This is a genomic window from Coriobacteriaceae bacterium, assembly GCA_025992705.1.
GTDB lineage: Bacteria > Actinomycetota > Coriobacteriia > Coriobacteriales > QAMH01 > QAMH01.
This window is the reverse complement of the sequence record DAJPGJ010000001.1, coordinates 286,251-312,118: the sequence shown is the minus strand read 5'-3', so window position 1 is coordinate 312,118 and position 25,868 is coordinate 286,251. Positions and strand designations below refer to the sequence as shown.

24 protein-coding genes and 2 tRNA genes are annotated in these 25,868 nt (G+C 56.7%); 17 read left to right on the top strand and 9 right to left on the bottom strand.

What is annotated here, in order from left to right; all coding sequences use genetic code 11:
* Window positions 1–5 precede the first annotated feature (5 nt).
* Genes OIM11_01435 through rpmH form a run of 4 tightly spaced genes read right to left on the bottom strand, consistent with a single transcriptional unit; the run spans window position 6 to window position 1,558 of the window.
* Window positions 6–776, bottom strand: a complete 771-nt coding sequence (locus OIM11_01435; GenBank protein HJI99812.1) for a YidC/Oxa1 family membrane protein insertase — start codon at window positions 774–776, stop codon at window positions 6–8.
* Between the two features lie 34 nt (window positions 777–810).
* On the bottom strand, window positions 811–1,026 hold the full coding sequence (gene yidD / locus OIM11_01430) for a membrane protein insertion efficiency factor YidD (GenBank protein ID HJI99811.1): 216 nt from the start codon (window positions 1,024–1,026) through the stop codon (window positions 811–813).
* 19 nt (window positions 1,027–1,045) lie between these two features.
* On the bottom strand, window positions 1,046–1,384 hold the full coding sequence (gene rnpA / locus OIM11_01425) for a ribonuclease P protein component (protein ID HJI99810.1): 339 nt from the start codon (window positions 1,382–1,384) through the stop codon (window positions 1,046–1,048).
* 39 nt (window positions 1,385–1,423) lie between these two features.
* A complete protein-coding gene (gene rpmH / locus OIM11_01420) occupies window positions 1,424–1,558 on the bottom strand; it encodes a 50S ribosomal protein L34 (protein ID HJI99809.1) in 135 nt (44 codons plus the stop codon).
* 630 nt (window positions 1,559–2,188) lie between these two features.
* Between rpmH and OIM11_01415 the strand changes: the two genes are divergently transcribed.
* The 11 genes from OIM11_01415 to OIM11_01365 all read left to right on the top strand — a co-directional run bounded on the left by OIM11_01415 (window position 2,189) and on the right by OIM11_01365 (window position 13,888).
* Window positions 2,189–2,737, top strand: a complete 549-nt coding sequence (locus tag OIM11_01415) for an ATP-binding protein (GenBank protein HJI99808.1) — start codon at window positions 2,189–2,191, stop codon at window positions 2,735–2,737.
* Between the two features lie 43 nt (window positions 2,738–2,780).
* Window positions 2,781–2,945, top strand: a complete 165-nt coding sequence (locus tag OIM11_01410) for a hypothetical protein (GenBank protein HJI99807.1) — start codon at window positions 2,781–2,783, stop codon at window positions 2,943–2,945.
* Window positions 2,946–2,955: 10 nt separating this feature from the next.
* On the top strand, window positions 2,956–4,449 hold the full coding sequence (dnaA, locus tag OIM11_01405; protein HJI99806.1) for a chromosomal replication initiator protein DnaA: 1,494 nt from the start codon (window positions 2,956–2,958) through the stop codon (window positions 4,447–4,449).
* Between the two features lie 225 nt (window positions 4,450–4,674).
* Window positions 4,675–5,775, top strand: coding sequence for a DNA polymerase III subunit beta (gene dnaN, locus OIM11_01400; GenBank protein ID HJI99805.1), 1,101 nt, complete (start codon window positions 4,675–4,677; stop codon window positions 5,773–5,775).
* 21 nt (window positions 5,776–5,796) lie between these two features.
* Window positions 5,797–6,963 carry a DNA replication and repair protein RecF gene (recF, locus tag OIM11_01395; protein ID HJI99804.1) on the top strand — a complete coding sequence of 389 codons (1,167 nt, stop codon included), beginning with the start codon at window positions 5,797–5,799 and terminating at the stop codon, window positions 6,961–6,963.
* A gap of 130 nt (window positions 6,964–7,093) precedes the next feature.
* Window positions 7,094–7,672 (top strand): DUF721 domain-containing protein, encoded by a 579-nt coding sequence (locus tag OIM11_01390; protein ID HJI99803.1) that lies wholly within the window; start codon window positions 7,094–7,096, stop codon window positions 7,670–7,672.
* Between the two features lie 308 nt (window positions 7,673–7,980).
* Entirely contained in the window at window positions 7,981–9,918 is a 1,938-nt protein-coding gene (gyrB, locus tag OIM11_01385) for a DNA topoisomerase (ATP-hydrolyzing) subunit B (protein ID HJI99802.1), read from the top strand.
* 13 nt (window positions 9,919–9,931) lie between these two features.
* Entirely contained in the window at window positions 9,932–12,643 is a 2,712-nt protein-coding gene (gene gyrA / locus OIM11_01380) for a DNA gyrase subunit A (protein ID HJI99801.1), read from the top strand.
* A 166-nt stretch (window positions 12,644–12,809) separates the two neighbouring features.
* A tRNA-Ile gene (locus OIM11_01375) sits at window positions 12,810–12,886 on the top strand.
* 130 nt (window positions 12,887–13,016) lie between these two features.
* Window positions 13,017–13,092, top strand: a tRNA-Ala gene (locus tag OIM11_01370).
* Between the two features lie 277 nt (window positions 13,093–13,369).
* On the top strand, window positions 13,370–13,888 hold the full coding sequence (locus OIM11_01365) for a hypothetical protein (GenBank protein ID HJI99800.1): 519 nt from the start codon (window positions 13,370–13,372) through the stop codon (window positions 13,886–13,888).
* Here the strand turns inward: OIM11_01365 and OIM11_01360 are convergent.
* Window positions 13,885–14,628 carry an Lrp/AsnC family transcriptional regulator gene (locus OIM11_01360; GenBank protein HJI99799.1) on the bottom strand — a complete coding sequence of 248 codons (744 nt, stop codon included), beginning with the start codon at window positions 14,626–14,628 and terminating at the stop codon, window positions 13,885–13,887. The two genes, OIM11_01365 and OIM11_01360, sit on opposite strands and share 4 nt — an antisense overlap.
* Window positions 14,629–14,860: 232 nt before the next feature.
* On the opposite strand from OIM11_01360, the gene OIM11_01355 reads away from it, so the two are divergent.
* The 5 genes from OIM11_01355 to OIM11_01335 all read left to right on the top strand — a co-directional run bounded on the left by OIM11_01355 (window position 14,861) and on the right by OIM11_01335 (window position 22,646).
* On the top strand, window positions 14,861–17,740 hold the full coding sequence (locus OIM11_01355; protein ID HJI99798.1) for a hypothetical protein: 2,880 nt from the start codon (window positions 14,861–14,863) through the stop codon (window positions 17,738–17,740).
* Window positions 17,741–17,946: 206 nt separating this feature from the next.
* Window positions 17,947–19,503, top strand: coding sequence for a hypothetical protein (locus tag OIM11_01350; protein ID HJI99797.1), 1,557 nt, complete (start codon window positions 17,947–17,949; stop codon window positions 19,501–19,503).
* Window positions 19,504–19,554: 51 nt separating this feature from the next.
* On the top strand, window positions 19,555–21,057 hold the full coding sequence (locus OIM11_01345; GenBank protein ID HJI99796.1) for an amino acid adenylation domain-containing protein: 1,503 nt from the start codon (window positions 19,555–19,557) through the stop codon (window positions 21,055–21,057).
* Window positions 21,058–21,152: 95 nt separating this feature from the next.
* Complete coding sequence (locus OIM11_01340; GenBank protein HJI99795.1) at window positions 21,153–22,337, top strand: alanine racemase; 1,185 nt, start codon at window positions 21,153–21,155, stop codon at window positions 22,335–22,337.
* 63 nt (window positions 22,338–22,400) lie between these two features.
* Entirely contained in the window at window positions 22,401–22,646 is a 246-nt protein-coding gene (locus OIM11_01335; protein HJI99794.1) for an acyl carrier protein, read from the top strand.
* Window positions 22,647–22,670: 24 nt separating this feature from the next.
* Here the strand turns inward: OIM11_01335 and OIM11_01330 are convergent, their stop codons facing one another.
* The 4 genes from OIM11_01330 to OIM11_01315 all read right to left on the bottom strand — a co-directional run bounded on the left by OIM11_01330 (window position 22,671) and on the right by OIM11_01315 (window position 24,625).
* The gene (locus OIM11_01330) at window positions 22,671–23,000 is read right to left on the bottom strand and encodes a HigA family addiction module antitoxin (GenBank protein ID HJI99793.1); all 330 of its coding nucleotides are present in this window, start codon (window positions 22,998–23,000) and stop codon (window positions 22,671–22,673) included.
* Window positions 23,001–23,009: 9 nt separating this feature from the next.
* Window positions 23,010–23,291: a type II toxin-antitoxin system RelE/ParE family toxin gene (locus OIM11_01325; protein HJI99792.1), complete on the bottom strand. Its 282-nt coding sequence runs from the start codon at window positions 23,289–23,291 to the stop codon at window positions 23,010–23,012.
* A gap of 483 nt (window positions 23,292–23,774) precedes the next feature.
* Window positions 23,775–24,272: a PIN domain-containing protein gene (locus OIM11_01320; protein ID HJI99791.1), complete on the bottom strand. Its 498-nt coding sequence runs from the start codon at window positions 24,270–24,272 to the stop codon at window positions 23,775–23,777.
* Window positions 24,269–24,625, bottom strand: a complete 357-nt coding sequence (locus OIM11_01315; GenBank protein HJI99790.1) for a type II toxin-antitoxin system RelB/DinJ family antitoxin — start codon at window positions 24,623–24,625, stop codon at window positions 24,269–24,271. The genes OIM11_01320 and OIM11_01315 overlap by 4 nt, the downstream gene beginning before the upstream one ends.
* Window positions 24,626–24,972: 347 nt before the next feature.
* Here OIM11_01315 and dinD point away from each other — a divergent pair, with 347 nt between their 5' ends.
* The gene (dinD, locus tag OIM11_01310; GenBank protein HJI99789.1) at window positions 24,973–25,833 is read left to right on the top strand and encodes a DNA damage-inducible protein D; all 861 of its coding nucleotides are present in this window, start codon (window positions 24,973–24,975) and stop codon (window positions 25,831–25,833) included.
* The last annotated feature ends 35 nt before the right edge of the window (window positions 25,834–25,868 follow it).

Below are 25,868 nucleotides of genomic sequence, written 5' to 3'. Positions count from 1 at the left end.
CTACATTAGTGTTTCTTAGTAGGGCGCTTTTTCTTTTCACGACGCTCTACATTAACTTTAATAGGCTTTACAGGAGCTGCTTCTTCCTTTTCCGCAGCTTCTTTCTTGAGAACACGCTGTGTAATAAGCTGCTGCACGAGTGCAAATCCAGAGGAAAGTGCCCAATACAGCATAACGCCAGCAGGCGAAATAAAAGCCATCCAGGTAAACATGATACCCATGATGCCCATCATCATGGTCATTTGACTTCTGTTCTGAGGGTTTTGCTTCATCTGCAAAATCATGGGTGTAACAGACAGACCGATGAACAAAACCATCATGATGATATACGGAATGGAGTAGACAATGTCCTGATTAAAAGCATCAGGTACCGTTTGAGTTAGATTCGGCAGAATGTTGTAGAAGCTAACGGAAAGTTCTCCACCGGCATACTGCCCAATCTTGTCGCGCAGAACCTGGAACAGGATGATGAAGATAGGCATCTGAATGAGCATCGTCAAACAACCGGCAAGAGGATTAAAGCCCGTCTCCTGGTAGAGCTTTTGCATTTCCTGCTGAATCTTGACCTGATCGCCAGCATACAGCTTTTGAATCTCCTGCATTCTTGGCTGTACCTGTTGCATTTGAAAGCTGGACTTGAGTTGCTTCCTTTGGATAGGGAAGAGAAGCAGACGAATGATGAGAGTTACGATGATAATCGCAAGACCCCAGTCACCCACAAGCTTGGCGAGCTCGTAGAGTGCGGCTGCACAGCCATTAAGAATTCCATCCCACATAAATACTAACCTCTCGACGGATAGTAATCACAAATCACGGTACCGGATCATATCCACCTGGATGCCAAGGGTGGCAGCGGCAGATTCGTTTAATCGCCATCCATGATCCCCTGATAAAACCATAGCGTTGAAGTGCAATCATAGCGTATTCGGAGCAGGTAGGCACGTACCGGCAGGAAGGAGGAAACATCGGAGAGATATATTTCCGGTAAAAGCTCACCAGGGCGAGTGCCACACGTCGCGGAATCATACGTAGACAGTGTATGACTTTACCTGCGCTCATTCATGACTCCTAGTTTGAGAAGGCTCTTTCTTGCCTGCTCAACTATTTCTTCGTGCCTCTTGTGTGCGACGGGTTTTCTCGCAAGGAACGCGACATCAAACCCTTTCCACGGAGCACCAAGACTACGCGCTACCTCACGCATAACGCGCTTGCAACGACTTCTGAAGGGAGCGGGACCAAGCTTTTTGCCAGCAATAAAAGCACATCTGCCAATAGTCCCTGCTTCATTCTCACAAACAAGAATTGTCATAGAAGACGAAGTAGAGCGCCTCCCCTGTGAGAAGAGACGCTCCACATCCTCTTTACTCTTGATCGTGCCCTTCATGGGGTGTCAGTCCTCAAAATGAAGCTGACGAAGCCGGTACTAGACCGTCAGGCACTTACGACCCTTTGCACGGCGTGCCTTGAGAACGTTACGACCACCACGCGTGGCCATACGAGAGCGAAAACCATGACATTTTGCGCGTTTACGTTTATTGGGCTGATAGGTACGCTTCATTACAATTCCTCCTAAGGGAAACTCCCTTATACTTCTCGATAAGCTTCAAAATTGTAATATGGCTAAGAATGGCGAGTCAAGAAATTTTTATGATTCAATTCAATCACTATAAATCTCTGTGAACAGGTGCTTTGACTTATTCCCAAGTTATTCACATTCTCTGTGCGTGCCTTTGTTGAAACTGTGGATAACTAGCTAGTTTCTACACACTTATATGGTGTTTTCCCCACCCTATGAGCCTTTTTCCTCTCTTTTCGCCTTTTTACCTATCGTTTTCCAGAGATACACATCTTCTTTCCTCATTGAGATAAAGGTTTTCCACATCAAAGAACATCTGTACGTGTAAAACTAATCGTTTCTTTTTCTCTGTACTGCGTTTTTCAACTTGACATCAGTTTTCCATTCATTTTTCCCCGTTCCTTTTTCCAGTTTTCCCTGATTTATCAACATAGGTGGAAAATAATGTGTATAACTATGAAAACACCTGATAAACTATGTGAAAAGTTTTTCATTTCATGTGGTAAAAATTTGGTTTCGTGCGGTTATTTGCTACTCTAACCTCTTGTCAATGGTGGTTTTGTTTGTGGATAACTGCCGGTTTCCATAAATGATGAAAAGGAACAGCTAGACGTGGGAAACCTCGAAACTGACATCCCTGCGCTCACCCCTACGCGCATCGCGATATACGATGATCTTCTCGCGGCACCCCGCGTCATTGATATAGAGCCAACGGACATCTCTCAATACATAGAGGAGATTGCATCCAAAACATATGAGCTGGCTCAGCAGAAGGGCAGCTCCATCCCCTATACCGTCATCAAGGAAGTCTGCGAGAACTTCATCCACGCCCAGTTCCGCGACCCATGTATCTCGATTCTCGATAACGGAAACACGATCAAATTCACCGACCAGGGTCCGGGTATTGCCGATAAACAGCGTGCTCAGCTTCCCGGTTTTACCTCGGCAACGACCGAGATGCGCAAATATATACGTGGAGTCGGTTCAGGTTTGCCAACGGTAAAGGATTACCTGCGTTTTTCGAATGGTCGTCTCATCATAGAAGACAACATCAAAGAGGGTACGGTCGTCACGATTCAAATCGACAAGAGCGCTCCGCAGGCAACTCCCGTTGTGTATCGCGAGATGCCAAGCAAGCCAGGAGAAAAACGCAGACCATAACCTTTCGGAACGAGAATACAATATTCTCATCCTGGCCCAGGAGATGGGCCTCATCGGACCGACGGAAGTCGAGCAGAACCTCGACATAAGCCTCTCGACAGGGCACCGCGCCCTCAACAAGCTCGAGAAGATGGGACTTCTTCAGAAGACCGAGGGTGGAAAGAAGAGAATGCTGACCGATCAGGGCCTGGCATTCCTGAGCAGATAGGGTTTTTGAGATGGACAAAGACGAAATCTGGAGCAAGACACTCGCCCTCCTTCTCGAAAATACGGACGAGGAGGATCCAAAGACCGTCTTTCTAAACCTCCTCACCCCCGTCGGAGTCTTTGGAGATCAATTCGTCTTGCTTGCAGAGAGCACGCCCGTCGAATCATGGGTAAGGAAAAACTACCTTGGCGAGATGCAGGAAAAGCTTCTTCAGGTCACCGGCACCCCAATAAGCATCGGGTTGGGTGTTAACACACAAAAGGACGCACCCCAACAGCAAGCGACAAATACGCAGGTCACAGCAACACAAGAACCAATGCAGCAAACAGAGCCTGACTGGATGAACCAGTTCGTCGACCCGTCGAGCATTTCGAACCAAGCCCCGTCCTCGACCATGCCCGCAGCCGAGGAGGCAGGACGTGTAGGAGGAGAATACGCTTCGTCTCCCACAAGCGGAGAGGAAGCACTCTTCTCAAAGTGCACCTTCGACACCTTCGTCGTGGGCAAATCAAACGAGTTTGCCCGTGGCGCTGCCCTCGCTGTCGCAGAGCAACCGGGAATCGCATATAACCCGCTTTTCATCTACGGAAATTCGGGCTTGGGAAAGACCCATTTGCTCGTCGCAATCGCAAACTACGCGATGCAAAACTTCCCGCGTATGGCTACACGATATGTGTCGGCTAACAAGTTCCTCAACGATTACGTCGAGGCCACGCAGCGTAACCAATGGGGAACCTTCAACAGCAAGTATCACCAGGTAGACATCTTGCTTGTCGATGACGTCCAATACCTCGAAGGTAAGGACGAAACCATCAATCAGCTGTTCAACATCTTCAACGAGATGACCAACCGCAACAAGCAAATCGTGCTCTCTGCAGATCGTGCCCCAAAAGACATCGACATGGACGATCGCATGCGCTCGCGCTTCATCTCGGGTCTGCTCGCAGACATCAAACCACCAGATTACGAGACGCGCCTGGCCATCTTGAAAAACTACCTCTCGCGCGTGAACCAACATACGAGCTTCTACGGAAACATCCCCGATGACGTGCTCGGATACCTTGCAGAGGTTGCGACTTCAAACATCAGGGAGATGGAAGGCGCCATCACGCGTCTCGTGAGCAACATGACGTTGCTGAAGAAGAACAGCATCAGTATCGAGGAAGCTCAGGAGCTGCTCCAGGATTTCTTCCCGACCATACAAGACAAGCAAATCGACATCGCGCTCATCCAAAGCGAGGTGGAGCGCTTCTTCAAGATTTCGCATGAGGACATGATTTCGGGAAAGCGCTCGAAGGGCATCACGACCCCGCGCCACATCGCAATTTACCTCTCCCGTTACATGACGGAAGAGTCCCTCGAGTCAATCGGAAAGAAGTTCGGAGGTCGTGACCACACGACGGTCATGCACAGCGTAAACAAGATAGAGCGGGACCAGAAAGACAATCGGATACTATTTGACCAGCTCGAGCAGCTGACTTTGATCATCCAGGAACGTTGCTAACGTGGATAACCCCGTAGAAAACCAGTGAATAGAAGGTTGAGGAACTCTTGATAAGTTTTACCCGCTAAAATGTCTGTTGATAACGTAATCGGTTTTCGACAAGAAACGTCAATCGGAAAAGAGGGGCTGAACTGGTAGAAAAGAAGTTTTCCACTAATTCACCTGTCTTATTATGATTATTAGATATATATAAATAAGAACTAATAATAATAGGGGAGAGAAAACGTGAAATTCAGAATCTCAAAGGACGACCTTCTGAACGCCATTAACATCGTATCAAAGGGCATGTCGTCGCGGTCAACACTTCCCATCCTCTCGGGCATCCTGCTCGAGACCACCGACCAGGGCAAACTCGTCTTCCAGACGACCGATCTCGAAATCTCGATCAAACACGCCACCAACGCAAACATCGAGGAGCCCGGCCGTTGCGTCATCCCCGGTAAGCTACTTGCAGACATCGTCAAGAGCCTCCCCGACGCATCTATCGAGGTCAGCACCCAAGACGAGCAGGCACACATCACCTGCCTCGACTCGTCCTTCACACTCTCCGCACTCAATCCTGCGGATTTCCCCTACTTCCCGCAGGTCAATCCTTCGACAACCATCGTGCTTCCTCCCGCAGAGCTTGCCGATGCCGTGCGCTGCGTTGGCAAGGCAGTCTCGCGCGACGAGTCTCGCATCATCCTCACCGGTATCTTCTTCGCCGTCAAAGACGGTGTCGTGACGCTCGCCGCAACGGACTCGTACCGCCTTGCCGTGGCGGAGATTCCCGTTCCCAACTCCGACGTCAACGATTTCTCCGCCATCATCCCCGGTAAGACCTTCGATGAGGTCTGCCGTCTGGCCCTCTCGAGTGATTCCGTCTCGGTCGGATTCTCCGAAAACCAGGTTCTCATCACCTTCGGCGAGACGATCTTCGTGAGCCGAAAAATCGAGGGTACCTACCCCAATTACAAGCAGCTCATTCCCGCCGATCACGAGGTGTCGATTCAGGCGGATTCGCAGGCGCTCATCACCGCCATCAAGCGCGTCGCAATCCTCGCGCAGTCCCACACCCCCATCAGGTTCCAATTCTCTGCCGAGGGTCAAAACGTCACCATCTCCGCCAACACCGCAGATGTCGGTGGGGCATCCGAGGTCGTCGGTGCCGAGGTAGATGGCCCGAGCATGGAGATCGCCTTCAACCACCAGTACATCCTCGACGGACTCAATATGATCAAGGGCGACGTGCTTATCGAGCTGCAGTCCTCACTCAAGCCCGGCATCCTCAAGAGCGTCGACAAGGAAGACTTCCTGTACCTCGCCATGCCCGTCCGCCTGAACTAGCGACTGGTCTTCACTCGCACGATGGCGCTCAAGATCACAAGCATCACCCTCGACAACATACGAGGGTATAAGCACCTGTCCCTTGATGAGCTGGGCAATCTCGTCATCATCGTGGGGCCAAATGCCGTTGGCAAGACGAACGTCATCGAGGCAATCCAGCTCCTCACCTCCGCATCATCCTTTCGCAAGCCCTCGTGGACGGAGCTCGTTTCCTGGGACAATCGACAAGGTTACGCTCTCATCCACCTAGAGGAAGACAAGCGACACCTCGAGCATCGCCTTGTCGTATCCGAAAACGACCATCTCTACGAAGTCAATGGGAAGAAGAAAACACCTGCGGCAATTCGCGGTTCCCTTCCCTGCGTGTTGTTCATTCCCGATGATCTTCAGCTCATCAAGGCATCCTCTGCCCGTCGCCGCGATGCCATCGACGCCCTTGCCGTGCAGCTTTCGAAAAACTACTCCTCGCTCAAGAGCGACTATCAGCAAGCACTCAAACAGAGAAATCTCCTCTTGAAAGAGGGCATACACGAGGGGTCGCTCTTCGATTCCTGGGACGAGTCCTTCTCCGTTCACGGCGCACGTCTTTGCCTTGCCCGCTGGCGGCTTTTTGATCGCCTTTTTGCACGAATGACCACAATTTATGGCGACGTTGTGCCCCAAGAGCGCCTTGCGGCACGTTACATCCCTTCATGGGAACGTTTTGATAGCGAACAACGCCAGATCGGCGACATCGACCAGTACGAACCTGGGGACGACTCATCGGCCCTTACCCTTGAGGAGCTCCAGAGAGAGCTCCTCAAGCAATCGCAATCCCTGGCAGAGGCGGAGCTTCGTCGTGGGATATCGCTCGTAGGTCCCCACAAGGACGAGATGGCCTTCTTCATCAATGAGAGAAACGCCCGCCTTTTTGCTTCCCAAGGGCAACAGCGCACAATCGTTCTCGTGATGAAACTCGCTTGTGTCGAGCTTGTCAACGAGCTTATGGGAACTGAACCCGTCCTTCTCCTCGACGATGTCATGTCCGAACTCGACGAGAAACATCGCAACGCCCTTACGGCCTTCATCGAGAAAAACGTCCAGACCTTCATCACCACGACAAACCTTGACTACTTTTCCCCTGACATTCTCGATCACGCCACCATCGTGCGCGTGCCTATTGAGGGCACGCGCCACGAATACCGGTGAGAAAGCGGTCGGACAAGACAAGGATCGCCCCCTAACCACAGTCGAGAAATCTCCACCGATGCAGCACCCTTTGATGCGTTATAGTGAACCAAGCACCTAAACGAACATAAACATGGCATGGGGGTGTGTGATGACGGGGTATGACATCGGTTCGGAAATAGAGGGAGTCGTCCGTTCCCTCCAGCGTAACAACCCCGACCTTTCCGCGACGGCGCGCGTAAAACGCGCCTGGAACCTATCCGTCGACAAGCGCATTGCCGAGCATGTCACTGCCGTTTTCGTCGTACCCAATACCGCTGCGAGCGAAGTCATCGTATACGTCGACAGCTCTATTTGGGCGACAGAGCTCAACATGCAGTCAGAACTCCTGCGCCTCAACCTCAACATAGAGCTCAACAAAGATGCCGATGAGCCTTCCAATGTCATGAGAAAGGCCGAGCAAGTCGAGAAGCTCACCTTTAAGGTCTCGAAGGAGCAGTATGCCGCCCGCGATCGCCGTCTTACGACGCTCCAGCTCCTCGAAGCCGAGGATGAAGATTATCGCAAGGCCCAGCCTGTCGCGCTCGACGAAGAAGAGCTCTCGGGTCTCGAAGAAGCACTCTCCCACATCGAGAATGACCAGCTTCGCGATACCGCCTATGCCGCCGCCAAGGCAAACCTCGAGTGGCAAAAGGGCGTCGATAGCTTCAGGAACCAACGCCCGGCATAAAATGAGACAGTTGCTCAGAGCAACTGTCTCATATTCTTGACCAGACAGATCCGCCCCGGCGACTTTTGTCTGGTTCCCATGATTTCCTATATCTTCCACTACCCACGACAAAGCAATTTAAGCCATTTCAAGCCTTGGAACACTGAATTTGGTGGTTACCCCCATACATGGAGCCGAAAAGCCCTTAAAACACAAAATATTGTGTTTTAAGGTAAAATCACCTGATAAATGCACTAGAATGTGCCGAGCATTCATGACAATGGTGGAAGCGTACCGTATGGTGCGCTTCCTGTAGTGTTAGGAGAATGATGGCTGAGCAAGAAACCAGCTACGGCGCACAAGACATCCAGATTCTCGAAGGTCTGGAGCATGTCCGCAAGCGTCCCGGCATGTACATCGGCTCGACGGGCCCCAAGGGCCTGCATCACCTCGTCTACGAGGTTGTCGATAACTCCGTCGACGAGGCACTTGCCGGTTTTTGCAACCAGATTGACGTAACTCTCAATGAGGATGGATCCTGCACCGTCGTCGATGACGGCCGTGGCATCCCCGTCGAGGAGCACCCCAAGCGCAAGAACATGTCGACGCTTGAGGTCGTTCTCACCATCCTCAATGCCGGCGGCAAGTTCGGCGGCAGCGGCTATAAGGTTTCCGGTGGTCTGCACGGCGTCGGCGTTTCCGTCGTCAATGCCCTCTCCTCGAAGGTCGTCGCGCAGGTCAAGCGCGATGGTGCCATCTGGGAGATGGAGTTTTCACGTGGCAAGACCGTTCAGAAGATCATCGAGGTCGGCAAGACCGAGAAAACCGGCACGACCATCACCTTCTGGCCCGATCCGGAGATTTTCCAGACCGTCGAGTTCGATTACGAGACGCTGCGCATCCACTTCCGCCAGACGGCCTTCCTCAACAAGGGTCTCAAGATCGTCTTCTGCGATGCCCGCGGCGAAGAGCCCAAAACCGAGATCTTCCAGTATAAGGGTGGCATCATCGACTTCGTCAAGTACATGAACGAAGGAAAGACCGCCCTCAATGACAAGCCCGTGTACTTCGAAGCCGAAAGCGAGGCCGGCGAGGTCGAGATCTCCATGCAATGGACCGAGACCTACTCCGAGAACGTTCGCTCGTTTGCCAACAACATCGACACGACCGATGGTGGTACGCATCTCGAGGGCTTCCGCACGGCGCTGACCAAGACCATCAACGAATACGCGCGCAAGAAGAACCTTCTCAAGGAGAAGGACGAGAACCTCTCCGGTGAGGATTGTCGCGAAGGTCTCTCCGCCGTCATCTCCGTGCGCTTGCACGAGCCGCAGTTCGAAGGTCAGACCAAGGCCAAACTCGGCAATCCCGAGGTGCGCGGTCTTGTCATCGGTGCCGTCAACAAGGGTCTCGCCGAATATCTTGACGAGAACCCCAAGCCGGCGAAGATGATCGTGCAAAAGGCCATCCAGGCTGGCAAGGCCCGCGCCGCCGCCCGCAAGGCCCGTGATCTCACGCGCCGCAAGGGTGCGCTCGAAGGCGCCGGACTCCCCGGCAAGCTCGCAGATTGTTCCGTGCGCGACCCAGCGCTCACCGAGCTCTACATCGTCGAGGGTGACTCCGCAGGTGGCTCGGCCAAGCAGGCGCGTGAGCGCAGCTACCAGGCCATTCTTCCCCTGCGCGGCAAGATCCTCAACGTCGAGCGCGTGCAGGAGCATCGTGCGTTGTCCTCGGACACCATCAACTCGCTCATCACGGCCATCGGCACGGGCTATGGCGAGGGATTCGACGCCGACAAGGCACGCTACCATCGCATCATCATCATGACCGATGCCGATGTCGACGGCGCGCATATCGCCATCCTGCTGCTCACCTTCTTCTTCCGCTTCATGCCCGAGCTCATCAAGCGCGGTTACATCTACATCGCATGTCCGCCGCTCTACGGTCTCAAGAAGAAGAATTCGCGTACCGGCAAGGTCATCCAGTACCTCTACAACGACGAGGCACTCAAGGAGTGCATGAACAACCTCGACAATCCCGAGAAATACGATGTCCAGCGCTACAAGGGTCTCGGCGAGATGGATCCCGAGCAGCTCTGGGAGACCACCATGGATCCCGAGCGCCGTACGCTGCGACAGGTCGAGATTTCCGACATGACCGAGGTTGACCGCGTTGTCAACGAACTTATGGGAAACGACGTCGAGTGCCGCCGCACCTTCATCACGGAACATGCGGCCGATATCGACGAACGCTTCCTCGACATCTAAGGAGGGATGAACAATGGCAGACGATATCTTCAACAACGATAACCAGGAATCCCTCATGGGTGATGACGAATTCACCGAGGTTGAGGCGACCATAATTGAGGATGACGAAGCAGGCGAGCAGGAGGAAAGCCTCGAAGCCAAGATCAATCACGGCATCGGAACGCTCGACATCAACGTCGGCAAGGTTTCCGAGACCGACTTCGCGCGCGAGATGCGCACGTCGTTCCTCGAGTACTCGATGTCGGTCATCGTGGCCCGCGCGCTTCCTGACGTGCGCGATGGCCTCAAGCCCGTCCATCGCCGCATCCTCTACGCAATGAGCGAGAGCGGCATCACGCCCAACAAGCCTCACGTCAAGTGCGCCCGCCCCGTCGGTGACTGCATGGGTAAATATCACCCGCACGGTGACGCGGCCATCTACGACACGCTCGTGCGTCTGGCCCAGGACTTCTCGATGCGCGTGCCGCTCATCGATGGTCATGGTAACTTCGGTTCCATCGATGGTGATTCCGCCGCAGCCATGCGTTATACCGAGGCGCGCCTGAACAAGCCGGCCATGGAGCTACTCGCCGACCTCGAGAAGGAGACCGTCGATTGGCAGCCCAACTACGACGAGTCGATGCAGGAGCCCAAGGTGCTCCCCGCACGCTTCCCGAACCTGCTCGTCAACGGTTCCGCCGGCATCGCCGTCGGCATGGCGACGAACATCCCGCCGCATAACCTCGGTGAGGCCATCGACGCGACCATCGCCGTCATGGAAAACCCCGACATCTCACTCGACGAGCTGCTGCAGATCATGCCCGGCCCGGACTTCCCGACCGGTGCGACCATCATGGGCCGAGCCGGTATCCGCGAGGCGTACGAGACCGGTCACGGCTCGATTACCATCCGCGCCAAGGCCCACGTCGAGAAGAGCACCTCGGGTCGCAACCGCATCGTCGTGACCGAGATTCCGTACCAGGTCAACAAGGCCAAGCTCATCGAGAAGATCGCCGACCTGGTCAAGCAGAAGACGGTCACGGAGATTTCCGGACTCAACGACGAGTCGGACCGCAAGGGCATGCGCATCGTCATCGACCTCAAGCGCGGCGAGGAACCGCAGGTCGTGCTCAACAAGCTCTACAAGCACACGCAACTGCAAACGGGCTTTGGCATCAACAACCTTGCCTTGGTCAACGGCGTGCCGCATATCCTGAGCCTCAAGGACATGCTCTACAACTACATCGACCACCAGGTCGACGTCATCCAGCGTCGCACGCGCTACGAACTGCGCAAGGCCGAGGAGCGCGCCCACATCCTCGAGGGTCTCGTCATCGCTCTCGACAACATCGACGAGGTCATCTCCATCATCCGCTCCTCGCGCGATGACGCCGAGGCCCGCGCCAAGTTGATCGAGCGCTTCGGCCTCTCCGAGGTGCAATCCAACCACATCCTCGAGATGCGCCTGCGTCGTCTGACCGGCCTCGAGCGCGAGAAGATCGAGACCGAGCTCGCCGAGCTGCGCGAGAAGATCGCCTACTACAAGCGCGTCCTGGGTGACGAGAACCTCGTCAAAGAGATCATTCGCGACGAGATGCTCGAGATCAAGCGCCGCTATGGCGACAAGCGCCGTACCGAGATCGCCGACGAGGCGCGTGACCTCGACATCGAGGATCTTATTGCCGACGAGGACATGGTCGTCACCATCACCCGCAGCGGCTACATCAAGCGCCTGCCGGTGGCCACGTACCGCCAGCAGAAGCGCGGTGGCAAGGGCATGAGCGGCGTGAAGCTCAAGGAGAACGACTTCGTCGAGCAGCTCTTCATCGCATCGACGCACGATTACATGCTCTTCTTCACGAGCAAGGGCAAGGTATATCGCCAGAAGGTGCATCAGATTCCGCTTGGCAGCCGCCAGGCCAAGGGCACGCCTGTCGTCAACCTGCTTCCCATCGAGGATGACGAGAAGGTCGCGACCGTCATCAACACGCGTGACTTCCCCGCCGACGAGTATCTGCTCTTCGCGACCGCACACGGCATGGTCAAGAAGACGGCCTTCGACGCGTATAAGAACGTGCGCTCCAACGGCCTCATCGCCATCAACCTGCGCGATGGCGACGAACTCATCGCCGTGCGCCGCGTGGCTCCCGGCATGAAGGTCATGATGGTCAGCAGCGCTGGCAAGGCCATACGCTTCGACGAGTCCGAAGCGCGCCCCATGGGTCGCGACACCACGGGCGTCCATGGCATTCGCATCGACGTCAAGGGCGGCGACCGCGTGCTTGGCATGGAGATCGCGCCTGACGATAGCGACCTCTTCGTCATCACCGAGCGCGGCTACGGCAAGCGCACCAAGGTCACCGAGTACACCGAGCATCATCGCGGTGGTGGCGGCATGTCGACGATCAAGATGACCGACAAGAAGGGCAAGATCGCCGCGATGAAGATCATCAACGAGAAGCACGAGATGATGATCGTGTCCGAGGAAGGCGTCGTGATCCGCGTGAAGGCGGGCGACATCTCCGAGCTTTCGCGTGCCACCCAGGGCGTCAAGGTCATGAACGTCGACGATTCCGACCGCGTCGTGGCAGTTGCACGCGTGGCCGGCGGCAAGAAAAAGAAGAAGGAGATCATCGAAGGCCAAACCGAGCTTCTCACTGAGGAAATCTCCGGCCAGATGAAGACCGAAGTCCCCGCCGACGTGGAAGACGACATCGACGAAGACGAGATCGACACCACCGACTAGTAGCCGCAAGTGACTAGGATATGAGACAGCGTGCCAGGCACGCTGTCTCATAGGGGCCGCTCGTGTCGTTTGTGGGGCACTTCCGCGGAAACGAGGAGAACTTTCTCGAATATTCGCTTCCCAAGGAACTAAGATTGTGGCAGTATACATGCTCGCGTATTTGCGCGGGCCTTTAGCTCAGTTGGCTAGAGCGCACGACTGATAATCGTGAGGTCACAAGTTCGAATCTTGTAAGGCCCACCATTCTAGGTAATAAACGCCCCGGCGTGGGCCGAGTCGCCGCCGGGGCGTTTATTGATACTAGGACGCAATGCGCACCAGACAAATGTCGCCGGGGCGCTTTTGTCTGGTTTCGAGACACGTGTCTCACCACGGGGGTATAGCTCAGCTGGGAGAGCGCGGGCTTTGCAAGCCTGAGGCCAGGGGTTCGAGCCCCCTTACCTCCACCAATACATTAGAAACGGGCACCCATATGGTGCCCGTTTTGCATCGATGCTTGTTCTAGCGGCGATGACGATTCCCGATTTAGGGCTCAACCATCCCCACCTTTCAACACACTAAAGATTCCGCAGGTCAAGCACATATCACGACTCGCGCCGCTTTCATGCACGCATGTGCCAACAACGACCGTGTGTGTCATATTTGGTACATGCGTTTATCTAAACTTGACTTATACTGTTAGCTCACGTGCACGTACAGCGCATGATTCAAGGAAAGAGGTGCCTTGTGCGCAAAGGCAATGTCATAACCATCGCGGTTCTCGCCATCTTGTCTCTCGTGTTCCTGTGGCTTTGGAACGCGCTTGGCTTCTCGTTCACGGATCCGGTCGATCTTGCTATCACCATCGTTTGGTGGGTTGTCATCATTGCCGTCGTCATTGCGATTGTCGTGACCGAAAAGCGCCGTCGCGAGCGCATCCGCACGGTCTTCGTTGCCGATGGGGTTCTCTACAACTGCGAAAGCGGCGTGATTCGCCTCAACAACGCGGCCGATGCCAAGAACTACGTCAAGGCAATCAGGCATGCGCTCAATAATCTCGATTACGGTGCGGAGGCAAAGCTCAGCCAAAACCAGCCGCGTTTGCGCTTCAAGTACATCGTGCGCTCCAAGCGCTTTTCCGACGGTGGCAGGACGTGGGCAGGAGAGCTTGTCAACGTGAGAAACCCGCAGGAAAACAGGGACTTTTCCGGTGCCGAGCAGCTTGCCAAGCTCATCGGCGCGGGCATGGAAAAGGATGCTCGCTAACGCAGCAGTCTCCAGTACCCCGCCTTTGCCGACCCCACGCGGTCGATAATCCCCAGCTCTCGTAGCTTTCTGAACGATCGCCGCACCGTGCTTTCGCTCACACCAAGCAGCTCTGCAATGCGTGGTGCGGTGGCGCGTCCGTTGGCGCGCAATGCGCGGAGCACGAATTCATCTGTCGATGTGAGGTCGAGGTTGTTCGCCGCGGCGATGGAGCGTTGCGAAAAGGGAGCGCCACGCAACTCGTCTCCGGTTGCAAGTCCGTCAAATATGGAGCTGGCGTTTTGTGCGGGTGGTTGAGGACTGGCAGGCTTTTCGTTGGCGCTCTCGAGAGCCTGGCCTTGCGCGGTTTGTTCCTGCTCAGATGCGACACGGCGAAGGTCTGCCACGTCTTCGGGACGCACAACCATGTTCTCTTCCACCGCAGCGTCGTAATACCAGCATGCCCCACGATACTTGATGGGATGGTCGGGGTTTCCCGCCGGAACGACGACCTCGAGGCAGAAGACGGCACCGTCGAGCACGGGCTCGGTCACGCAGACGATACCGAGCTCCTTTTGGGTGATGCGAGGGATCTGCTCGAATGGCTTGCGCATGCGCGTCAGCCCCCTTGCGTAGTCCTTGCCCGCAGAATCGACGAGCAGCACGCCACCGCCAGCGTTGGCGATTCCGCAGATGAGGGCGATGTGTCCCTGCTCCCACGAGTCCCGTTGTACGCGCAATGTGTCTGCAGAATCGGGCATGCCGGCATCTCCCATCATCGAAAACGGCTTTTCGAGGCTACCATTTGGTTGAATGAAACAGCCGTTCAAGGCGCCTATAAGGTCATTACCCTATCATTATACTATCAATACCCTGTCAAAACGAAGGCGCCGATTGACTTTCTCTATATAGTTGCGGGTATCGCGCGTCACATCGACGCACAGGAATCACCCACACATTGCTTTGGTTGATGGCAGCGGATAAGGGGCAAGCATGAACAACTTGGAACGCATGATGGATGTGAAGAGGAGCATGGCGGCAAAAGTGATCGCGGCGTTTATGTCCGTGGCACTTGCGCTTACGATGACCAACGTCTCGCTCTTCGCAGGTTACGCATGGGCTGACGAAGAGCCCGAGCAGACGGCGGAGAATACCGCCGGGAATGCTCCCGAGGAGGAGACGCCCGCACCGGAGATGCCTGCCGAGGAAACCCCCGCTGTTGTCGAGGAAGATGCCGAGGATGAGGCAAAGCCCGCTGCTGAGGAGCCTGTTGAAACTCCCGCTACCGAGGAGGAGTCCGTCGTCACCGAGCCGCAGAGCAATGCCTCTGTGCTTATGGTTGCCGAAGAGACGATCGTCCATGAGGCGCTTGCGATCGCGCCGATGGGCAATCCTGATATCAAGGACGATAAGCCCAGTGCTACCAAAACCATAGCCTTGACAATCCATTGCAACAAGAAAGAAAAACTGAAATGTCCGACCAATGAATGGAACGTCAATCACGTTGCGGGAACATACACCGAGTGGAAGCCCTACGGCGCTGCCCTCGAGGTGATAGATGATGAAAACGCATACGTTACCGCGGGAAAAGTCACCGAAGCAACCATTACTCATGATTGCATCGGGGATCACGGCCTTTGGTGGCGCCACAGAGTAACGTTTGAGATTACTGTCACGCACGATCTCGTTGATGTCGAGGCCAAAGAGCCCACCTGTACCGAACCTGGCAACGAAAAAGGCCAAATGTGCACCACGTGTGGCTGGACAGATGTTAAGACCATCCCCGCCACTGGTCATACCGAGGTCATCGATGAGGCCGTTGCCCCCACCTGCACCGAGACCGGACAGACCGAGGGAAAGCACTGCTCGGTCTGCGGCAAAGTCACTGTCGCTCCGTCGCTTCTTCCCTCCCTCGGCCATGACTGGGATGAAGGTGAAATTACCACCCCCGCCACCTGCACCAACACGGGAATAAAGACCTTCACCTGCTCTACTTGCAACGAAACCAAAGAAGAAGTTACCCCCATTAATCCCGACAACCACAATCCGATTGCCTATGAGGATGTTGCCGCGACTTGCACCAAGACCGGTTTCACCGGCGGCACCTATTGCGAGGCCTGCAACACGCAGCTCACTGACCGCACCGTGACCGATATGATTGAGCATGACTGGGATAACGGTGTCATGACCCTTGAGCCCACGTGCAACGACAGGGGCGAGACGACCTATACCTGCAACACCTGCGGTACCTACAAGGTCGAGGAAGACATTCCCGCTCTTGGTCACGATCTCGAGGATGTTGCGGCTGTTGATCCTACCTGCGAAAGCGAAGGTCACGAGGCTGGCAAGAAGTGCGTTCGCTGCGATTATACCGAGGGGCTCGCGATTATCGGCGCTCTCGGTCATGATCTTAAGGAAACCAGCCGCGTTCCTTCTTCCTGCAATATGAACGGCTACATCCTTAAAGAGTGCACGCGATGCGATTATTTTGAAGATGAGGAACTTCCCCTCGACGAAGATGCCCATAAGCTTTTTACCGTTTCGGGATATGCTGCCACCTGCATTGAGGATGGTTTGACTGACAAGGTCTATTGCGCTCATTGTGGCAAGGTTATGAGCGAAGCTACGGTCATTCCCGCCACAGGCCACACCGAGATTACCGATGCTGGCAAAGCGGCGAGCTGCACCGAGACCGGTCTGACCGAGGGCAAGCACTGCTCGGTCTGCAACGAGACCCTCGTCGCCCAGGAAGAAATCCCCGCCACGGGCCACACCGAGGTCGTCGACGCCGCCGTCGCTCCCACGTGCACCGAGGCCGGCCTGACCGAGGGCAAGCACTGCTCGGTTTGTGACACCATTCTTACCGAGCAGGAGGTCATCCCCGCCACCGGCCATGCCTATGGCGAGTGGACGGTCGTGACTCCAGCGACGATTGACGCCGAGGGTCTCGAGCAGCGCGTTTGCGCCAACGATCCTGCGCACATCGAGACGAGGACCACCGACATCCTTCCTGCTACGACCATCACCTGGTACGACGAGGACGGCACGACCGTGCTCTCCACCATGCGATACACCCAGGGCACCGTCGAGCCCAGCTTTGCCGGCGAGGCCCCCGTCAAGGCAGAAGACGCCGACTACACCTACAGCTTCAACGGCTGGGAAAACGTGACGAGGACCGATTCCGTCATTGCCTACAGGGCTACGTACACCGCGACGGCCAAGCCACAGCCTCCCGTCCCCGTGGATCCCGAGGATCCCACCCCCGTCGATCCGGTAGGCCCGACGCCGATTGACCCCACTCCGGTGGACCCCGTCGATCCGACGCCGGTAGATCCGACCCCAACCCCGGATCCGACGCCGACCCCCGATGATCCGACTCCTGTTGACCCCACCCCGACCCCGGATCCTGCCCCCACGCCCACTCCTGACGGCGACGGCACGGGCACGGGTACCGACGCCGGTACGGGCGCTGGCACCGGTACGGGCACTGCAACCACACCCGCGGCTCCTGCCACGACCGTGATTCCCGATGACGCGACACCGCTCGCTGCTGCTCCCGCCGCCGCACCCACAGCTGCTGCCCCCGCTGCTCCTGCGGCCGAGACCATCGCCGACGACGCTAACCCCCTGGCCGCCTTCCCCGGCGAGGAGACCATCGACGACGAGGGCAATCCGCTCGCGTCCTTCGAGCTGGCTCCGCAGTGCTGGGTGCACTGGCTGATGCTCATCGGCATCATCGTCACCGCCTTCTATGGCATTGGCGTTGTCACCAACCGTCGCAAGGACATCCAGACTGTTGACGAGGTCGAGGCAGAGGTGATGGGCCAACGCCCGGCGCAGCGCAGCGACGCCCGTCGTTCGCAGGAGGCCTAAGCCAACAATCCGTGCGACACATCTATCGCAAAGGATGCGGTCCCAATCGGGGCCGCATCCTTTTGCTTGAGCACCCTTTCTTTTTCGCGTGGCTTATCGCCCTGCTTGCCCCGTTCAGGGCGCTCGAATCGACAAACAGGCTGCACATACTGTGAAGATGCCTATAATGTGCAGGAATATCGCAACCGACACGCATTGGGGAGAACATGGAGTTTGTCGGAACCTTCTGGGCGCTCGTGCCGCCCATCGTCGCCATTGTCCTGGCGCTTATCACCAAGGAAACCTACACGTCGTTGTTCGTCGGCATCGTCGTGGGTGCGCTTCTGCTCGCGGGGTTCGACCCGATCAACACCGTCAACTACATCATTGTCGGTGAGATTGGCGAGGGAGAAGACGCCATGGCGGTCGGCTTCCTCAACGCTATAAGCGACCCATGGAATGCAGGTATTTTCGTTTTCCTCGTGATGCTCGGCATCATGGTCGCGCTCGTCAACAAGGCGGGTGGATCGGCGGCGTTCGGCGCCTGGGCGGCCAAGCACATCAAGACGCGCGTCGGCGCACAACTCGCCACCTTCGCCCTCGGCGTGCTCATCTTCATCGACGATTACTTCAACTGCCTTACGGTCGGCGCGGTCATGCGTCCCGTGACCGACGAGCAGAAGATCTCGCGCGCCAAGCTGTCCTACATCATCGACGCTACCGCCGCGCCCATCTGCATGATCGCCCCCATCTCGTCCTGGGCAGCCGCGGTTTCCGCCACGGCAGCCGACCTGGACTCGGGTATCACGGGTATCCAGCTTTTCATCCAGGCGATTCCCTATAACTTCTATTCGTTGCTCACCATCGTCTTCGTCATTGTCATCGTTGTCATGGGCTTTGACTATGGCCCCATGGCACGCGCTGAGATTGAGGCATACCGCGATGGCATGCTGGGCTCGCTCGGCAACGAGGAAAAGCTCGACAATCCTCGTGCCAAGCTCATCGACATGCTCATCCCCATTCTCGTCCTCATCGTATGCTGCATAGTCGGCATGATGTTCGTGGGTGGTTTCTGGGATCCCGAGGCCGAGGGCTTTGGCGACCTTGCCCTGGCGTTTGGCAATACCGACGCGTCCGTCGGCTTGCCCTGGGGCTCCATCATCGCGCTCGTCTTCACCTTCATCTACCTGCTGTGTCGTCGCGTCATCACCTTTGGTGATGCGGCCGTCTGCATTGTCGACGGCTTCAAGGCGATGGTGCCAGCTCTGCTCATCCTCACCTTTGCGCTCACCCTCAAGCTCGCGACGAGCGCGCTCGGTGCCGATGTCTTTGTCGCCGGGCTCATGGAGGGTGCCGCTGCCGGGTTGTATAGCATGCTCCCCGCGATCATCTTCCTCGTCGCCCTGGGTCTTGCGTTTGCCACGGGCACGAGCTGGGGTACCTTCGGCATCCTCATTCCGATCGTGCTGCCCATCTTCACCGGTCAGCCCGAGCTGCTCACCATCGGCATTTCGGCGTGCCTTGCCGGCGCGGTTTGCGGCGATCACTGCTCGCCCATTTCCGACACCACCATCATGGCGTCTGCCGGCGCCAACGTGAACCATATCGTGCACGTGCAGACCCAGCTGCCCTACGTGCTCACGGTGGCCGCCATCTCGTTTGTGTGCTTCGTCATCGCCGGCTTCGTGCAGAACTGGATCATCTGCCTTGCCGTTGGCATCGTGCTCGTGGTGGGTGTGCTCTTCGTGCTGCGCAAGACCATCGGCAAGCGCGTGACAAAATGAGACAAGGGGACAGGTACATCTGTCTCATTTCTAGGTCAGAGGAAGGCTGGCATGACTAACGTACTCGAGTGGCTTGAGAAACGGGCGCAGGAAATGCCCGACAAGGTCGCGTTTGCCGACGAGCACGACGAGGTAAGCTTCCTCGACCTCATGCGGCGCGCTCGTTCCGTTGGCTCCTATCTCGCCGGCATCGTCGATGAGCGCAGCCCCATCGCCTGCTACATGGAGAAGAGCACCCAGACGCTCGCTGCCATGTTCGGTGCCGTCTACGCACGGTGCTGCTATTCGATCATCGACGTGCGCCAGCCGGCCTCGCGCGCCCGCGCCATCGTCGACAAGCTCGCTGCTCCCGTCGTGCTTGCGGATGCGAAGAACTTCGATGCCGCATGGGAGGCCTTCGATGGCTACCTGGTGATATGCCTCGAGGACATTGTCGATACGCGTGCCGATAGCACCCTGCTTGCCAAGCGCCGTGCCGCCTCGCTCGACACCGATCCGCTATATATCAACTTCACGTCGGGTTCCACGGGCACCCCCAAGGGGGTCGCCGTGAGCCATCGCTCCGTCATCGACTTCATCCCATCGTTTACCTCGATTTTCGACATCACGAAAGACGACGTGCTAGCAAACCAGGCGCCCTTTGACTTCGACGTGTCGGTCAAGGACATCTACGGTGGTCTCGCCACGGGCGCGACCGTGCAGATGATCCCGCGCGAGTATTTTAGCGTCCCCGTGAACCTCATGGACTTCCTTGTCGAGCGCGAGGTCACCGTCTGTACCTGGGCCGTGAGCGCCATGTGCTTCGTCTCCATGATGGGCGGTTTCGAGTATCGCGTGCCCACGACGATTCGTGCGGTCATCTTCAGCGGCGAGGTCATGCCGCCCAAGCAGCTCGCTGTTTGGCGCGAGGCCTTGCCCGAGGCCATGTTCGCGAATGTGTACGGCCCCACCGAGGTAACCTGCAACTGCACCTATCACATCATCGTGCGTGACTACGCAAAGGACGAGGTCATTCCCATGGGCAGACCCTTCCCCAACGAACGAGTCTTCCTTCTTGACGACGATGATCAGCTCGTTGAGGAGCCTGGCGTTGAGGGCGAGCTTTGCGTTGCCGGTACCTGCCTGGCGCTCGGTTACTATAACGATCCCGAGAAGACCGCCGAAGTCTTCGTGCAGAATCCCCTCACGCAGGCATTCCCCGAGACGATGTACCGCACGGGCGATGTGGCCATGTTCGACGAGGCGGGGCGATTCGTGTACCGGGGTCGCAAGGATCATCAAATCAAGCACCTGGGCCAGCGCATCGAGCTTGGCGAAATCGATGCCGCGGCACACGCGGTCGAGGGCGTGAAGCGCGCGTGCACGGTCTACGAACCGCGCAAGAAGCGCATCCTCATGTTCTATGCCGGCTCTTGCGACAAGGAAACCCTTGCCGATGCGCTCAAGACGTCTTTGCCGCAATACATGGTGCCCAACAAGATTCGGCAGCTGGATGGCATGCCCCTCACCAAGAACGGCAAGATCGACCGCCAGGCGCTCCTCGATATAAAATGAGACACATTGGACAGGTACATCTGTCTCATTCATGAATGAGACAGATGTACCTGTCCAATGTGTCTCATTCACTCGCTTTGAACGGAGGACGTGACATGAACAATAGCGAGCTTCTCGAGATTGCCGAGGAATACGGCACGCCGACCTTCGTCTTCGATGTGCGCGAGTTCTGGCAGCGCCTCGACAAGATCGCCGACATCTTTGGCGAGGACGTACGCCTTTGCTTCGCGATGAAGGCCAACCCCTTCCTCGCGGCTGCCGCGGCCGATCATGGCGAGCGGCTCGAGGTGTGCAGTCCCGGTGAGCTTGCCATCTGCGAGGACGTTGGCATCTCCGCAAACCAGATTGTGTACTCGGGCGTGAACAAGCAGGCTAGCGACATCGCCCATGCCATCGCCTACCGCGTCGGCGTGCTCACGGCCGAGTCGAAGCTCCATGTCGAGCTCATCGAGCAGTGCGCGGCACAAGCTCAGACCACGGTGGACGTGTTGCTGCGTCTCAATGCCGGAAGCCAGTTCGGCATGTCGAAGGATGACTTGCTTGAGGTCATCGACCGGCGCGAGCAATATCCGCATCTCAACATCGTGGGGCTGCACTACTTCGTGGGCACGCAGCGCAAGAAGCTCAAGCACCAGATTCGCGAGCTCGAGAAGCTGCGTGCGCTGATTGCAGAGCTGGAAGGCGAGCACGGCTTCGAGGTACAGCGTCTCGAATATGGCCCCGGTCTGGCCGTGCCGTACTTTGCAGACGATGACTTCACGGACGACCTTGCGCCGGCCCGTGAGCTGGCCCCATACATCCAGGAGCTCGGCCGCGACGTCGAGCTCACGGTCGAGATGGGCCGCTTCTTCGCCGCCTCGTGTGGCACCTACCTGACGCGCGTGGTCGACCTCAAGGAAAACGAGGGGACGAACTACTGCATTCTCGACGGCGGCATCAACCACCTCACCTATGTCGGGCAGATCATGGGCCTCAAGGTGCCCGTGACCGCGAATCTCTCAGCGCTGGCCGATAGCGTGCGCGAGCGCGATACACGAAGCTGGACGCTCTGCGGCAGCCTCTGCACCGTCAACGATGTGCTCGTGCGCGAGGTCGAGCTCGATTCGCTCGAGATGGGTGATGTGCTCGCGTTTGCCAATGCCGGTGCGTACTCTGTGACCGAGGGAGTTCATCTGTTCTTGAGCCGTACCATGCCGCGTGTGGTCTTGCGCTATGATGGCGGGTGCGAGCTTGCCCGCGACTTCATCGAGACGAGCACGCTCAACACGCCGCGAAAATGAGACACATGTGCCTGGCACGCTGTCTCATATCGTAGACATTTGACCCGATATGAGGAGTATCTAATGGATGACATCACGCTTGAGGCTATCATCGACTTGCTTAAGGACGTTGAGGAAAACGTCGATTACGAGAACTGCACTGCGCTTGTCGACGAGCGCTTCCTCGACTCCTTCGACATCCTCGCAATCATCAATGCCATCGACGACGAGTTCGACATCGCCGTGCCAGCCAAGGAAGTCGTCCCGGCCAACTTCAACAGCGCCCAGGGCATCTACGAGATGGTGCTGCGCCTGGCGGAAGAGGAGTAGCGGGCTCTATCTGCAAGAATTGCCCTAGGCGATGCCCATCGCACAATCTACCGCGATGGGCTCTATCGCCTCGATGTCATCGCGATGCTCCTCGAGCGATTTCCACATGTCGACCTTGGCCTGCATGTTCATCCAGAACTGCGGGGTCGTGCCGAAGAGGCGCCCCAGGCGCAGGCACATGTCAGGGCTCAGTGCACGTTTCTCGCGCACGATGTCGTTGATGGTTTGGCGGGTGGCCCCGATGCGCTGGGCTAGGCTTGCGACCGTGAGTCCGAGCTCGGGCATGTACTCCTCGCGCAGGAACTCGCCAGGATGGATTGGCTTGCGCGAAACCACGATCATCTCGTCATCCATGAACCCTCCTCAGTGATAGTCGCAAATCTCGACGTCATACACGCCGTCATCAGCGAAGCGAAAGCAAACGCGCCACTGATCGTTGATGGAGACGGCATGTTGACCGGCACGGTTGCCCGCGAGCGCGTGCAGCCTGTTTCCTGGGGGCAGACGCAGGTCGAGAAGCGTCATCGCGTTGTCGATGAGCTCGAGCTTCCTGAGCGCGCGCCGCAAGATGTCCAGCGGGAGCTCCTTGCTCTGGCCCGTTTCAAACAGAAGGCGCGTGTCGCTGCTGGCGAAACTCCGTATCATGCAGTCTCCAATCCTTTTGGAGTGTAACATGTAACGTGACACGTTACAATGCGAAAGGGACAAAGCCCCTCATCATCCCAACTCGACGAGTGCAGCGTTCCAGGTTGTCATTTCGAGCGGAGGCGCGAAGCACCCCCCTGTCATTTCGAGCGAAGGCGCGAAGCACCCCCTGTCATTTCGAGCGAAGGCGCGAAGCGCCGAAGTCGAGAAATCTTACCCCCCCCCCATCATGTAGCTCGCCGCACTTTTCCAAACTCGTGTAAATTCCGAAATGCATTCCGGATTTCTCACAATTAGGGGCTCGCTCCTCAGCTTGCTGCCAAGAGTTGATGGGTGGGCAATGTACAGGGCTACTACTGCCAAGAACTGTGGGTTGGTGGCCACTCGGCGCCCGATTCTGTGACCACATGTTCACAAATCTTGGCAAAACGAGGGATTTCGCAGCCATAACCCCACAATGTTTGGCACCCGCGAGGGTTTCGGTCACGCCTTCGGCGTCTGCAGGAAAGCGAGCATGTCCGCGCAGGTGAATGCCGGACACGCGCTCTTCCCCAGCAGCGTCGTGTCATTGGTGACGAAGTAATCGGCCTTGCTCGTCTCGACCGCCGTGAGGATGAGGTTGTCCTCGAAGTCACCGTGCAGGTCGTGCATATGCTCGGCAAGCCAGATTTGCGGCTCGCCGATGGGTACCGCCACAGCTATGGCGGTCATGTTACGAAGACATCCCCAGGCTGTGGCCTGTATGGCTTGCGCACGGGCCTGGGTGAGCTGACCCTCGCGCTGACGAATCGCCTGCTTATGTTCGGCACAAAACAGGTAGTAAAAATCCTTTATCGAGGTAGATGCGTAAGCGATGGTGAAATCGGCCTTCTCCAACAAGTCCATGAGAGTCAGGGCATCTGGATGATTGGGGCGGGCGGCATCATAACAATCGAGCCATATGTTGGTATCAAGTAGTGCAACGGGGCTGTCGGTACTCATAGTAGTCCTCTGCTTTCCCATCGCTCTCGATACGCGAGCTCCTTGAGCTCGTCGTATGGCAGAGGATCTATCTCACCTGGTGTTATCCCCATCTCTTTATAGAAATCCTCTACGATCTTTTGCCCTTCGGCGATGAGATCCAGCTTTCGCTGAACCTCCTCGCTTAGCGGCTTGTCTTCTTCGAGGAACTTCAGGTCATGTTCGAGTTTCAGGGGGTTGTTCTTGTTGCGCGCGGCATAGGACCACACTGCGCGCACCATTTGGGCGGGTGAGATTCCTATACTCTCGAGAGCGGCGTTGCCCTCAAGGCGAAGCTGCTCGTCGATGCGTACGTTCATCTGCGTCATGGCCATGACCGCCACCTCCTTTGAGAGAAGTATAGCATGAGGGTGGGAGTGCTATACGAATGATGGTCCACGATATTCGAATGAAAAGGCCGAGACTCCTCGACTTCGGTGCTGCGCCCCTCCGCCCGGAATGACATTGATGGTCTGTCATCCCGGGCGAAGCGAACGAAGCAGTCTTCCCCTGTCATTTCGAGCGAAGCTGCCGAAGGCAGCGCAGTCGAGAAATCTCACCCGCCATGTCCGATTCTGCTCGGCAAAAACTCGGTGATTCGACCGAAAACGTTCGGCGTTTTTGTTAGATTCGCCTGCAATTATGGGGGAGCAAGATTATGCCGCTGAAGCTTGGAGGATCGATGGATAGCAAAGAAATAGAGAAGCGCAGGTTGGCGCTCGATGACCACATGCATCTTACGGGGGACGGCGTGGAATTCTGGTACGCGCGAGACATCATGAACGTTTACGGTTATACGAGATGGCAGAACTTCGAGGTGGCCATAAACCGAGCGAAGATATCGCTTGAATCAACAGAAACTCCCGCTCAGAACCATTTTACTGAGGCCAGCAAAATGGTCCCTCTTGGGAGTGGCGCGGAGCGATCGGTAAAAGATTATATGCTCACGCGCTATGCCTGCTACCTCATCGCGCAAAACGGCGACCCGCGCAAGGAGGAGATTGCATTTGCCCAGAGCTACTTCGCCCTTCAAACGCGCAAGCAGGAGCTCATCGAGCAGCGCATGTTGGAGTTGCGCAGGCTCACGGAGAGAGACGCCCTTACGGAGTCCGAGAAGGTGCTCGCCGCCATAGCCTTCGAGCGAGGCGTGGACCAGCGGGGGTTTGCGACCATTAAATCAAAGGGGGACGAGGTCCTGTTCGGCGGAAACAACACGAAGGCCATGAAGAAACGCCTTGGCGTGCCCGAGAAGAAGCCCCTTGCCGATGTTCTTCCCGACGTGACCATGGCGGCCAAGAACCTTGCGAACTCAATGACGTCATATAACACCGAAGCGAACGACTTGTACGGAGCAAGGCAAATCGGCGACGAGCACCTCCAGAACAACAGGAGCGTGCGCGGCACTCTCGTGGCACGCGGCATCAAGCCGGAGGATCTGCCGCCGGAGGAGGACGCGAAGAAGCTGAAGCGCAGGGTGGAGGCAGACGAGCGAAAGCTCAAGCAAGGCGCATCAGGGTTTGGGCCCACGCCGCAGGACCTGTAGGTATAGACCCCCCTGTCATTTCGAGCAAAGGCGCG